This window comes from Empedobacter sp. UBA2044 (genome assembly GCF_002333005.1).
Lineage (GTDB): Bacteria > Bacteroidota > Bacteroidia > Flavobacteriales > Weeksellaceae > Empedobacter > Empedobacter falsenii_B.
Map to the genome: position 1 here is coordinate 34,852 of NZ_DDBA01000042.1, position 9,023 is coordinate 43,874.

Annotated in this window: 9 protein-coding genes; 2 read left to right on the forward strand and 7 right to left on the reverse strand. The window is 32.2% G+C overall.

Going from position 1 to position 9,023, the window contains the following annotated elements; genetic code table 11:
* Positions 1 to 1,685: 1,685 nt before the first annotated feature.
* The 6 genes from B4E59_RS07580 to B4E59_RS07605 all read right to left on the reverse strand — a co-directional run bounded on the left by B4E59_RS07580 (position 1,686) and on the right by B4E59_RS07605 (position 6,771).
* Positions 1,686 to 2,669 (reverse strand): aldo/keto reductase, encoded by a 984-nt coding sequence (locus B4E59_RS07580; RefSeq protein WP_291052339.1) that lies wholly within the window; start codon positions 2,667 to 2,669, stop codon positions 1,686 to 1,688.
* A gap of 3 nt (positions 2,670 to 2,672) precedes the next feature.
* Entirely contained in the window at positions 2,673 to 2,957 is a 285-nt protein-coding gene (locus B4E59_RS07585) for a putative quinol monooxygenase (protein WP_291052342.1), read from the reverse strand.
* Complete coding sequence (locus tag B4E59_RS07590; RefSeq protein ID WP_125350263.1) at positions 2,954 to 3,565, reverse strand: NAD(P)H-dependent oxidoreductase; 612 nt, start codon at positions 3,563 to 3,565, stop codon at positions 2,954 to 2,956. Before B4E59_RS07590 ends, B4E59_RS07585 begins: the two co-directional genes overlap by 4 nt.
* Positions 3,566 to 3,811: 246 nt before the next feature.
* Positions 3,812 to 4,330: a zinc-binding dehydrogenase gene (locus tag B4E59_RS07595; protein WP_286496246.1), complete on the reverse strand. Its 519-nt coding sequence runs from the start codon at positions 4,328 to 4,330 to the stop codon at positions 3,812 to 3,814.
* A 143-nt stretch (positions 4,331 to 4,473) separates the two neighbouring features.
* Complete coding sequence (locus tag B4E59_RS07600) at positions 4,474 to 5,586, reverse strand: alkene reductase (protein ID WP_291052345.1); 1,113 nt, start codon at positions 5,584 to 5,586, stop codon at positions 4,474 to 4,476.
* 12 nt (positions 5,587 to 5,598) lie between these two features.
* Positions 5,599 to 6,771, reverse strand: coding sequence for an MFS transporter (locus tag B4E59_RS07605; protein ID WP_286496244.1), 1,173 nt, complete (start codon positions 6,769 to 6,771; stop codon positions 5,599 to 5,601).
* Between the two features lie 97 nt (positions 6,772 to 6,868).
* Between B4E59_RS07605 and B4E59_RS07610 the strand changes: the two genes are divergently transcribed.
* Together B4E59_RS07610 and B4E59_RS07615 are read left to right on the forward strand one after the other, a co-directional pair.
* Positions 6,869 to 7,249, forward strand: coding sequence for a hypothetical protein (locus B4E59_RS07610; protein ID WP_260509637.1), 381 nt, complete (start codon positions 6,869 to 6,871; stop codon positions 7,247 to 7,249).
* An 18-nt stretch (positions 7,250 to 7,267) separates the two neighbouring features.
* Positions 7,268 to 8,173 carry a LysR family transcriptional regulator gene (locus B4E59_RS07615; RefSeq protein WP_291052348.1) on the forward strand — a complete coding sequence of 302 codons (906 nt, stop codon included), beginning with the start codon at positions 7,268 to 7,270 and terminating at the stop codon, positions 8,171 to 8,173.
* Positions 8,174 to 8,429: 256 nt separating this feature from the next.
* Here the strand turns inward: B4E59_RS07615 and B4E59_RS07620 are convergent, their stop codons facing one another.
* On the reverse strand, positions 8,430 to 8,675 hold the full coding sequence (locus B4E59_RS07620) for a hypothetical protein (RefSeq protein WP_221856558.1): 246 nt from the start codon (positions 8,673 to 8,675) through the stop codon (positions 8,430 to 8,432).
* Positions 8,676 to 9,023: the final 348 nt, after the last annotated feature.

The following is a 9,023-nucleotide window of genomic DNA, read 5'->3' on the forward strand; positions in this document are numbered from 1 at the left end:
CTCTTCAGCAATGACGGTTTTAGAACTCGTTGTTATAAATGGAGTTGAATATTGAAAAAGGAATTAAAAAAATCCGACGATTTAGAATCGAAATGCGATTCAACTCTAAATTATTGAAATAAAAAAGTTGGAGTGTTTGAGTGGAGCGAGTTACCAACTTTATGGAAATAATTTAGTAAGTTGAATCATTGAGAGACTACTGTCGGCATCTTTTTTTGTTTCGTTTTTTTGGATGCTCTTCCCCGAAGGGCATATGAATACCAATAATTAAAATAAACAGGAAATGAATAAAAAATGAAAGGAAGAAATGAAAATAAAGAAAAGGAATACCTGAGCCATACCATGGCTCCTCCTTTTAATTTCAAATGTTTTTTTGGATAAGCTTCCCCGAAGGACATATGAATACCGATAATTAAAATAGATATTCAATGAATAAAAAAGTGACAAAAGATTTCTCGATACCTCGAAATGACATATTGAATGCGATTCTGAGACAAACCCAGAATGACAAAATTCATTGGTTAAAAAGAATTTGAATATTAATAAGAGTTAAGCGTTAAGCGTAGAACGTAAAACTTAATAAAAACCGGCATTAAAACTATCACGTTAAGAAAATGGTTGAATGTAACGTAAAAAAGGTTTTAGCCGTAGGGTTTTTAAAATCTTTAGTGAAATGAGAACATTTTTAGTAGTGAGGTTTACAGCCAAGTCTTTGCTTGTACTGATCCTGCCGAAATATTGATTACTTTTTTGTTCTTTTCCCTGTAAGGCATATGAATACCAATAATTAAAATGAACAGGAAATGAATAAAAAATGAAAGAAAGAGATTCTTAGATAAACTCAGAATGACAACAAACAAATTGTATTTCAATTACAAATTCTCAAGCTGAATTCATTTCAGCTTCTTATTATCGTCAGTCAGAGTGACGTTTGTAAAACGTAGTATCGAAGACTTAGACGAGAAATAACGACTACTCACTAAATGCTTAACTATGTTCATTTTTAACTTGACACAAAAACATTTGAAATTAAAAGGAGAAGCTCTAGTAGAGCTTAGGTACATTTTTAAACTTTTACCTTAATGCAAAGTCTGTGCTAACAGAGTATGTGATTACAAAACGTCAAGACTGCGATTATCGACGTTCAATCTTCATTTTACTCACTAAAAATATTAAATGACTCGCTATCGCTCACTAATCTTTTTTACGCTCGTTTCAATGGATTGAAGCTCGTCTGCAAATCGTATGTCGGTTTTGGTACTCTTATTTACAATAATCTTGTCTCTTCAACAATGACGGTTTTTAATTCATTGTTAAAAGTGAAAATCAGTTGCTTTATTTCCATCGTAATATACATTATCAATTCCAATATGTCCAATATCATTTAACTGTGATCCAACACCTGTCCAACCGTTAACCAATTCATCATTAAAACTAAATTTATTAGAACCTAAAGTCTGTCCACCTTGTTCTCCTGGTTGAATATTGTAAACCTTGCTTTACCAATTTAATCGACTGCATAACCAGTTCGGGCGTAATCAGATTTGCAGCACCTATTTCGTCTCCTTTTCCATAAGGTGATGTTTGTCAACTGGTATCTTTCGGATCAATTAAAGTTTTATCTTGTGCGTAACCAATAGCTACAAATTTGATTATAGGTTTTGTTTTCATCTATTTTCTTATTTTTAGATTTTCGCCAATTCTGTATTGATGAATTTCATTTCTTCAGCAGAAATAGTAATATCCATTGCTTTTGCATTGGCTATCGCTTGTTCAGCATTTCTTGATCCAGCTAAAACAATCGAAATAGCAGGTTGTAAACTTGTCCAACGTAAAACTAATTGTGAAAGTGTAGCTCCTTTTTCTGCTGCAATTGGAGTAATTGTTTCAAGGAAAGTTTTTACTTTATCTAAATCAAATTGTTGGAAATAACCATTTCTGTGGTCATTATCTTTCAGTTTTCCATCTTTAAAGTATTTTCCGGTAAGTAAACCTCTTTCCATTGGGCTGTACACAATAATTCCTAAATCATTATCCAAAGCATAAGGAACTAAGTCCTGCTCTACTCCGCGGTTCAGCATACTATATCCAACTTGATTACTCGCGCTATTTAGTGTTTTACGCGCTTCTTCTACTTGATCCACACTGTAATTACTTACACCAGCAGCACGAATTTTACCTTGTTGAATTAAAATTTCCAAGGCTTCCATCGTTTCTGAAATTGGCGTTGTAGTATCTGGCCAGTGAATTTGCAATAAGTCGATATAATCCGTTTGTAAACGTCTTAGACTGTCTTCTACTTCTTTAATAACACTTTCTTTTGATGAATATTTATAAACAGGAATTGCTTTTCCATTTTCTTCTGCATCAAAGAAAAATTCACCTTTTCCCTTATTACTTCCGTCCCAAACTAAACCGAATTTTGTTAACAATTGAATTTTTGTTCTATCATAACCTTTTATAGCTTCACCAATCATTTTTTCGCTCAATCCAAAACCGTAAAATGGCGCTGTATCCAAAGTTGTTACACCATTTTCGATAGAAGCTTGTACCGATGCAATACTATCTTTTTGCTCGTTTCCACCCCACATATTTCCACCGATAGCGAAGGCTCCGTAAGTGATTGCTGATAATTCTAAATCTGTATTTCCTAATTTTCTGTATTCCATTTTTTATAGTTTTTTTGTTAAATAAATTTGTGGTATTTCTTGTAATTTTTCGACAACCAATTTGCCAAATTCTAAGATATAAGACTGTTGATTATGCTCATCTAAACCCTGTTGAACTCTCCAAATTTCGTAGAAAACAAATGTATTTTCGTCCTGCGAACCTTGATGCAAATCATACTGAATATTAGCATCTTCTTTTCGGGTTTCTGTAACCATATTCTGCAAAACAACTGTTACATCTTCGCGATATTCAGGTTTTGCTTTAATAACTGCTGTTAGGTAAATCATACCAATTCTTTTTCTTTAATGAATATGTTTTCTAAATGTTCTCTATATGCTATACGGTAATTTTCGATACGTTCTTCAGTTGCATTTTTTTCCAAGTCGTGGAAATGGAAACCGTTTATTCTACTTAGTCCTGCAAACTGATTCATTTTGTGGAAACCAAATAAAACACCCTCATCAACTGTTTTTTGATCGAAAAATTCTCCTTCTAAAGTAAAAGCCGTTTCTGGCGCATTCCATGTCGTATTAACCATATATTTTTTACCTTGCATCAATCCACCTGTTCCGTAATTAATTGCTGGATTTTTGCGTGAACGACCATCATTTCTATAAATTCCATTTTCATGTCCAGCCGTAAAAACTTCGTCGATATAATATTTCAAGCGATTTGGAACTTGAAACCACCAAATAGGAAAATGGTAAATAATCAAATCTGCCCATTTAAAATTCTCTACTTCTTCAAAAGCATCAAATTCATCATTTATATTTGTAACACGAAAATCAAAACCTTTTTCTTGTAAAAATTCTGTTGTCCAATTATTTAATGTTTTATTGAAAGCTCCACCTGAATGGGCAAAGTTTTGCGCTCCGTTGATAATAAATATATTCATTTGTATAATTTTAATTATTGATAGTGTAAATTTCTATCATATTTATATATTATACAAATAACTTAAATTATATATTTTTATCAGAATAGTGATAGATTAATTTATCGACTCTTTTGTTTATCAGCTATAACAATTGTTTTTCTTCCACCAATGCCATTTTTATCATAATCGTATACTTTAGGGATTTCACTCAATAGAAAAAAACTGACTAACTATAAGGTTAAATTTTGTGTTTGATATATTTAATTATTCGGATATACTTACGATGGTCTTTCCTGAACCCTGACCACTTTGAGCGTAAAGATGAGCTTCAGCTACATGATCAAAATCAAATACTTTATTAATAAGTGGTTTTAATTTTGATTGTCCAACCCAAATAGTTAACTGATTCATTATTTCTTTTAATTTATCGATTCCTTGCAGATTATAATAAATCAATAGAGTAATCATATATACAAAATGAAGGTTTAATGCTTTTTGGTGTAAAATTGAAATATCAATCTTTTTATCTCTAGTAAGAGTAGAGACAATCGAACCATTTATCTTAGCAAGCGCAAAACTATTGAATAGATTCTCTCCTCCAACATTATCAAATACAACATCATATCCCTGCCCATTAGTATACTTATCAATAATCTGATTTATATGCTTTTTTTTATAATTAATGGTATAATCTGCTCCTAATTTACTTGCTAATTTTGCTTTGTTTACACTTGAAACCATTGCATGAACCTCTGTTTCACAAATTTTTGCTAGTTGTAACACAACATGGGATTTATAGCACTAGCTTTTACTTTGATTAGCACTTGATCTGGTAAAACCTGTGGTTTTAACACTTCTATTTGCTTAAAAACCTTGTGAGGATCTCCATATTAATCAATTTATAGATACTTTCATATTATACTAAATTATAGTAAGCTATTTTCCTGTTTATAGGTTTTCCAATCAAGATATCCTTCCATAGTTAATCCATAGTGCAATTCTCTTTTTGGTTCAGTTAAAGGCCAATTATTTTCTAAACGTTCAACTAAATCAGGATTAGAGATAAATAGTTCACCAAAACCTGCAATATCAATTACACCTTGATTGATTAATTTTTCTGATTTTTCTCGGTCCATTCCACCTGCCAAAATAATTATTCCATCATACCATGCTCTAAAACGCTCTAAAAACCCTTCTGGAATAGCAAAACTTCCTCTTGATTTTTGATCCATAATATGGATATAAGCAATTTTTCTTTTACTTAATTCTTGGGCTAAATACTCATAAGTTTCCTCTATCTCATCATAATGAGGTAATTCATGTAAACCTCCATAAGGAGTTAAACGAATACCAACTTTATCCGCGCCAATTGCTTCAATACTTGCATCGATTGCCTCTAGTAAAAAGCGACTTCTATTCTCAATGCTTCCACCGTATCTATCAGTTCTATTATTTACATATGGATTTAAAAACTGTTCGATAAGATATCCATTAGCTCCGTGAAGTTCAACACCATCAAAACCTGCTTCAATAGCATTTTTAGCTGCATTAGCAAAATCAAGAACTACTTGATAGACCTCTTTAGTTTCTAAAGCTCTTGGTTTAGAAGCTGTCACAAATCCTTCTTTTCCATTCTCGTCATATCCCCAAGCAGAAGAATTACTAGCTTGAATATTGGAAGGAGCTACTGGAGCCTGCCCATCTGGTTGATTAGAAACATGTGATATACGTCCAACATGCCATAGTTGAGTAAAGATTTTACTTCCTTTAGCATGAACTGCTTCAGTAACTAATTTCCAACCTTGTACTTGAGCAGGTGTATATAATCCAGGAATATGAAGTACACCAGAGGCTGTAGTTGAAATTGCAGTTCCCTCCGTTATAATCAAACCTGCTCCAGTGCGCTGACTATAGTACTCAGCATTATATTGTTTTGGTATTCCGTCCTTATTTCTAGCTCTTGTCATTGGAGCCATTGCGATACGGTTTTTTAATTCTAACGAACCAATTTTTGCTGGTTTAAAAATATTAATTTTCATCATTCTATTTTTTTATATTAATTGGACTTTATTTTTATTTGTTTTCATATAAATACTAAATATGATTATGCCTAATATAACCATACCAATAGCTACAATCTCAGCTGATGTATATCCATATCCTTTTTCTATGGGAACACCTCCTAAATAAGCTCCTAAAGCATTTGCGATATTAAAGCAAGCTGGTCCTAAAGAAGCAACAAGTAATTCCGAATTACTCTTAACTGACTTTAATAACAATAAAGTTAAAGACGGGATTAAGGCAAAAGAAACAACACCTGTTATAAATGTCATCACTAAAGACAACCAAGTAATCTGAGCCGTAAAATAAATAGTTCCCATAGTTAAAATTTGTAAGAAAAGAACAATCATTACAATCTTAGATGCAGAGAATCGATCTGTGAGTTTTCCTCCAATTAAGTTACCAACGAACATGCCTAATCCCGCTAATACCATAATATAAGGCATATTTTGCTCTTGTACACCTGATACTTGTGTCATTAACGGAGCGATATAACTGATCCATGCAAATAATGCTCCTGGGGCTACAGAAAAAATTAAAATCATAAACCATACTTTACTATCTTTAAAGATTACAAAATCGCTCCATGGATTATTTTGGTTTTCTTGTTTTTTAATTTTTACCTCAGGCATCCATAGTTTTAAACTAACAAGAGTAAGAATTCCAATAATTACAATCAATAAAAAAGTATATCGCCAAGAAAAGTGATGTCCTATGTAGGTCCCTAAAGGCACCCCTAATAAATTCGCTACCGTTAAACCTGAATACATAGTTGCTACAGCTTGAGCTTCTTTTCCTTTTCGAGCTAATTTACTTGCCACTACTGAACCAACACCAAAGAAAGCACCATGAGGTAAACCAGAAATAAATCTAGAAAGCATTAAAAATTCAAATGAAGGTGCTATAACTGACAAAGCGTTAAATATTGTGAATAACAACATCAAACCTAAAAGCATTTTTGTTGATGAATACTTTCTCATACCAACTATAAGTAAAGGAGCTCCTATAACAACTCCTAAGGCATAAGAAGTGATCAAATATCCAGCCTTGGGAATAGATACATCAAAATATTTTGCTACATCTGGTAACATTCCCATAATTGTAAATTCTGTTACCCCTATTGCCAATCCACCAAGAGCTAATGCTAATAAACTTTTATTCATTATTATAATTTTAATTATTGATACTGCAAATTTCTATCATTTTTTTTTATTTTAAAAATAATTTAAATTGTACCTTTGTATCATAATAATTATATAAATGAGAAAACAATATCATTTTCGTCGAATAAATCAGCAACTTTACGCTTGGGATGTGGATCGATTGATTCAGTTAACGCAAGAGCTTCAATCAGAAACAATTGCTTTAAAAGACATCAAAGAGTATAACGAAACTTATTGGTACAGCGATGAAGGTGATTCGCCTACTTGTCGATCAATTACCGAACATATAAAATTGATCCAAGAAGCTGATCTTGCTTATCCTATAATTATTTGTCCAGAAGGTAAATTGATGGATGGTATGCATCGTGTTGTAAAAGCGCATTTAGAAGGATGGACTTCTATACAAGCTTTTCGATTAGCGATGCTTCCAAAGCCTGATTATATTGATGTCGATCCAAATGATTTACCCTACGATTAAGTTTAAAAACAAAAAATTATGCATTGGAATTTAGAATGGTTGCGCACATTTAAAGCGATTTACGAAACAGGAACTTTATCGGCGGCGGCTCAAGAATTGTTTATCTCTCAACCTGGTGTCAGTCTGCATTTAAACTCATTGGAAGCCTATACGGGATCAAAATTATTTGATCGTTCGGCACGTAAAATGGTTCCGACTGAAAAAGGAAAAATATTTTACAATTATATTATCGACCCACTAAAAAAACTCGAAAATGGAGAACAACATTTCCATAAACGTGCGCAAGATGAACGGGTAACGATAAGTGTGGGAATGTGTTTTGAGACTTTTCAATACACATTGGAGGAGCATATTGCAGAGTTGCCTTTTAATTTGATTATCAAGTTCGGAGAATATCCGCAGATGCAAAGTGATTTGGATAATGGATTGTTGGATTTAATCATTACACCGCAAAAAGGAACACAACAAAATATTTCGTATGAGCCGTTTTCGAAAGAACGAATTGTGTTAATTGCAGGAAATAAAACAGACACTTCGGAAGTTGAAGAATTACTAAAAAAAGGAAAAATAAAAGAAGCAGTAGATCTTTTGAAACAACAATTATGGTACAGCACTGCCGCTGATATGAATCATTTACGAGATTTCTGGACAAAAAATTTTGGTGAACATCCCGATTTTAGTCCAAATTATATTGTACCCAATATCAGTTCGATTATTCGTTGTTTAAGTGACAATACAGGTTTTTCCATCGTTCCTGATTTCCTTTGTTCGGATGCTTTAGCGAAAGATAAAATTAAAATTATTTGGGAAGGTCAAAATCCTGTTGAGAATACGCTTTATTTCGGAACACGTAAAAAAACGATGTATCAAGAAGAAATTGAGCAGTTAGAAGGTTTGCTGAAAAAAAAATGGACAAGTCTGTAAGCTATCAATCATACTTTCTATAAAATATATTTCTGGAAGTATGAATTTTAAATGTTCTTCTAAAGTGGAAAATTCAACTTTTAGTCGTACCTATTTTTAGAAAAAATTACCATGTTACCTATCCTTAATTGTGTAATAAAATAACCTCACTTAAAAAACTTAGCGAGATATAGTTTATTTTATCCAAAACATTTCTTTAACAAAAAAGCTCTTGGATAAGAGCTTTTTTTCTGTGTAACTTTTTATAGAACTAATCTTATTCTGTTTTTTGAATAGAATTTTGTTGAGAATTATTTGCAATAGCACTTAGCATAGCCATATCACGCGCATGTGATTCTTCTTTTTCTCGCTTTTCAATTCGATCAATTTCATGTGCAAGTAATAAATTATGTGAGTTTACTTTGGACGGAATAAGAAATAAATCAATAAAAGCCAAGATTCCTACACCACCAAATGTGATCCAAAAACAAACCAAAAACTTCAAGACTGCGATTTTCGACATTCAATCTTCATTTTACTTACTAAAAATCTTAAACGATTCGCTATCGCTCACTAATCTTTTTAACGCTCGTTTCAATGGATTGAAGCTCGTCTGCAAATCGTATGTCGGCTTTAAAATTCTTATTTACAGTAATCTCGACTCTTCAGCAATGACAATCTATAAATTTGTTGTTAAAAGTGAATTTGATTTAGAAAAGAAGTGATATAGAAAGATTCTGCACTTCGAGAATGCTCAATGACCATGCTAAAGGTGAATTTGAATATTGAAAAAGAATTAAGAAACTGGCATTAAAACTCATACGTTAAAAAAATGATTGAATGAAACGTAAAAAAGGTTTTAGCCCGTAGG

Excerpts from the sequence above, each read along its gene's own strand:
- B4E59_RS07580 (WP_291052339.1), bottom strand. The coding sequence starts at position 2,669 with ATGGAATACAGAAAATTAGGAAATACAGATTTAGAATTATCAGCAATC.
- B4E59_RS07585 (WP_291052342.1), bottom strand. The coding sequence starts at position 2,957 with ATGATTTACCTAACAGCAGTTATTAAAGCAAAACCTGAATATCGCGAA.
- B4E59_RS07590 (WP_125350263.1), bottom strand. The coding sequence starts at position 3,565 with ATGAATATATTTATTATCAACGGAGCGCAAAACTTTGCCCATTCAGGT.
- B4E59_RS07600 (WP_291052345.1), bottom strand. The coding sequence starts at position 5,586 with ATGAAAATTAATATTTTTAAACCAGCAAAAATTGGTTCGTTAGAATTA.
- B4E59_RS07605 (WP_286496244.1), bottom strand. The coding sequence starts at position 6,771 with ATGAATAAAAGTTTATTAGCATTAGCTCTTGGTGGATTGGCAATAGGG.
- B4E59_RS07610 (WP_260509637.1), top strand. The coding sequence starts at position 6,869 with ATGAGAAAACAATATCATTTTCGTCGAATAAATCAGCAACTTTACGCT.
- B4E59_RS07615 (WP_291052348.1), top strand. The coding sequence starts at position 7,268 with ATGCATTGGAATTTAGAATGGTTGCGCACATTTAAAGCGATTTACGAA.
- B4E59_RS07620 (WP_221856558.1), bottom strand. The coding sequence starts at position 8,675 with ATGTCGAAAATCGCAGTCTTGAAGTTTTTGGTTTGTTTTTGGATCACA.